Genomic DNA, 2,161 nt, shown 5'->3' with positions numbered 1-2,161 from the left:
CCTGCATCGCCTGCATCGCCTGCATCGCCTGCATCGCCTGCAAGCAGGCCTTGCATGGACCCTATTGTCAACGGCCAGCTGAACTCGTGCCTGGTCAACCCGCGTGCCTGCCATGAGACCGCGCTGAGCATCGAAAAAGCCGTCTGGCGCAAGAAAGTGGCCGTCGTCGGTGCCGGGAGTTCAACATCGCCAAGAAAATCCCCGGCAAGGAGGGCTTCAACGAGACCCTGCGCCACTTCGGCCGCCGCATCCAAACCACCGGCTGGATTCGCCGTACCCTGCTCAAGAAGCGCGGCGTGCAGATGGGCGGCAGCGTGAACTACGAACGCATCGACAACGCCGGCCTGCACATCACCGTCAATGGCGAAGCGAAGACGCTGCCGGTGGACACCATCGTCGTCTGTGCCGGCCAGGAATACCGCCACGAGCTACTGGCGTCGCTGCTGGCCGGCCTGGAAGTCGACCGCGCTCGTGCCCCGCCGTAACTGGAGCTGGTGGCGCGGGCCTTGAGGGCCGAGAACGAGGCACTGCCGACGCTCGACCAGCGCAGCTCGATCAGGACCATCGGCGTGCAGCTGAACATTCCGCTCTTTGCCGGCGGCCGGGTGAACGCGCTGACCGGGCAGGCGATTGCCAACCGCGGGCGCGCGATGGCCGCGCTCTAGCAGACGGTGAGTGAGGTGCTGGTCGAAGTGAAGCGCCACTTTCTGGCCGTCGGGACCGGCGTCAAGCGCGTCGGCGCGTATCGCAAGGCGCTCGACGCGAGCCTGGTCGCCGTCGAAGGGACCACGCGCGGGCTGATGGCCGGAATCCGTACCCATTCCACGTTCTCGACACCCAACGGCAGATGTTCTTCGCCAGACGCGATCTCGCGCAGGCGCGCTACGAGTTTCTCGCCAGCACAATGGAAACTGAACATCCCCTCAATAGCGCATGAACATGCGCATGGAAATACGCCCAATTTACGGGGAGTGGCATATTTATTGACTTGCAGGCCAGTTGAAATCCGGAATTGCCGTACTGAACGGTCAGCTCAATGCCAGCTCAACGTGCCGTCCGGCGCGCGTAGCCAGTGTCACCAGCATATCGAGACTAAACTTATCGCGTTTGCCGCGCACCAGATCGGAAACACGTGACTGGCCGATGCCCAGTTGCCCGGCCGCTTCGGCCTGCGTCCAGCCCTTGTCCATGATGGTTTCGCGGATGCGTGCCATCAGTTCGGCACGCATCGCCAGAATCGTCGCCTCCTCTGCGGAAAAACCAAGGTCGGCAAAAACATTGCCGCTGCTCTCGATCACGGGTTCCTTATTCATGACTCAGCCTCCAATTTGTCGATAACGTCGAGCCGCCAATTCGATGTCTTCCTTGCGGGTCTTCTGTGTCTTTTTATGAAAAGCATGCAGCACATGCACCGCGTTGTCGAACTTGGCGACATAGATCACGCGCCACTCACCCAGCACATGCAGGCGAATCTCATAAGCGCCGGCACCCACGTTGAGCATGGGCTTGAAATCCGACGGCATCAAACCGCGCTGCACGGCATCCAGCTCAAAGCCTGCGTCACGCCGCGCTTCCATCGGAAAGTCGCGCAGATCGTCGATACTGGAGCCGATGAAACGGAGCGTTTTCATGAAACTGATTATATCGATACTTTAATAACTTATCAAAGTAGTTAGATTTTTACATCGCTAACGGGGCGAGCATTGAGCATCTTTTGTTGCAGGCTATCTGGCATGGCTTAGCTGCGAACGCGACAGCACAGAAACAGCGGATGAGATGAGCCGCCAAAAAACAAGGCGCCCCGGCCACTCAGTTCTCACCGAGCCGACCGGGGCGCCCTGGTTTCAGGCTGTGGTAGTGCTTACACCGTCACCGTATCCGCCACGTCGCTGAACTCCTTGATCTTGTCGAAGTTCATGTAGCGATAGACATCGGCGGCCTTGGCGTTCACCACCTTGACCTGTTCCATGTACTCGGCGACGGTCGGGATCCTGCCCAGCAGGGCGCAGATCGAGGCCAGTTCGGCTGAGCCGAGGTAGACGAAGGTGTCGATGCCAAGACGGTTGGGGAAGTTGCGCGTCGAGGTGGACATCGCCGTGCTGCCCTTCCTGATCTGCGCCTGGTTGCCCATGCACAGCGAGCAGCCGGGCATTTCCATGCG

General features: G+C 60.2%; 5 protein-coding genes and 1 pseudogene. 3 read left to right on the top strand and 3 right to left on the bottom strand.

The window, feature by feature from the left end; translation table 11 throughout:
- From RUW20_RS21770 to RUW20_RS18145, 3 genes and pseudogenes are all read left to right on the top strand, one after another.
- Positions 1-263, top strand: a pseudogene (locus RUW20_RS21770) (hypothetical protein); the annotation flags it as partial.
- A 51-nt stretch (positions 264-314) separates the two neighbouring features.
- Positions 315-485 (top strand): hypothetical protein, encoded by a 171-nt coding sequence (locus RUW20_RS21765; protein WP_409559390.1) that lies wholly within the window; start codon positions 315-317, stop codon positions 483-485.
- A gap of 21 nt (positions 486-506) precedes the next feature.
- A complete protein-coding gene (locus RUW20_RS18145) occupies positions 507-665 on the top strand; it encodes a hypothetical protein (protein ID WP_313953628.1) in 159 nt (52 codons plus the stop codon).
- Positions 666-1,028: 363 nt separating this feature from the next.
- Here RUW20_RS18145 and RUW20_RS18140 read toward each other — a convergent pair whose 3' ends face one another.
- From RUW20_RS18140 to RUW20_RS18130, 3 genes are all read right to left on the bottom strand, one after another.
- Positions 1,029-1,313, bottom strand: coding sequence for a helix-turn-helix transcriptional regulator (locus RUW20_RS18140; protein ID WP_313953627.1), 285 nt, complete (start codon positions 1,311-1,313; stop codon positions 1,029-1,031).
- 3 nt (positions 1,314-1,316) lie between these two features.
- Positions 1,317-1,631, bottom strand: coding sequence for a type II toxin-antitoxin system RelE/ParE family toxin (locus RUW20_RS18135; RefSeq protein ID WP_313953626.1), 315 nt, complete (start codon positions 1,629-1,631; stop codon positions 1,317-1,319).
- A 230-nt stretch (positions 1,632-1,861) separates the two neighbouring features.
- Positions 1,862-2,161: aconitase family protein (locus tag RUW20_RS18130; RefSeq protein WP_313953625.1), on the bottom strand; the 300-nt coding region annotated here is incomplete at its 5' end.

The organism is Accumulibacter sp. (assembly GCF_032229525.1).
In the GTDB taxonomy this organism is placed as follows: Bacteria; Pseudomonadota; Gammaproteobacteria; order Burkholderiales; family Rhodocyclaceae; genus Accumulibacter.
The sequence above is the reverse complement of the archived record's forward strand: the minus strand, read 5'-3'. Positions and strand labels throughout refer to the sequence as shown.